Origin of the sequence: Parvimonas sp. M20 (assembly GCF_035282425.1) — a bacterium.
GTDB lineage: Bacteria > Bacillota > Clostridia > Tissierellales > Peptoniphilaceae > Parvimonas.
Genome location: NZ_JAYKBQ010000169.1, coordinates 1 through 271, shown reverse-complemented (window position 1 = coordinate 271; position 271 = coordinate 1). Strand labels below are relative to the sequence as shown.

Annotated in this window: 1 protein-coding gene; it reads left to right on the top strand. The window is 50.9% G+C overall.

The genetic code is table 11. The features are described from left to right. On the top strand, nt 1-271 hold a 271-nt coding region (locus VJI93_RS08840), incomplete at both ends, for a hypothetical protein (RefSeq protein ID WP_324009330.1).

Below are 271 nucleotides of genomic sequence, written 5' to 3'. Positions count from 1 at the left end.
AGTGGACGAGATTGGCCGCCATTTTGGCGAAACACTATTTGCCAAGCGTTACACTGCCGATACCATCCGTGATATCCGCATTGAGCTTGGGTCACGTTGGTTTAACGCCATGTTCCAGCAGGATCCGGATGCGGATGAAAATGCTGTCATCAATACAGGCTGGTTCAAGAATATCGAGGAGCGCCATTTTCGCCTGAAGCTGGATTTGGCCATTCATCGCGGCGAGCGTGTGGTATTCACCCGTGCATGGGACTTTGCATCTACTAAGGAT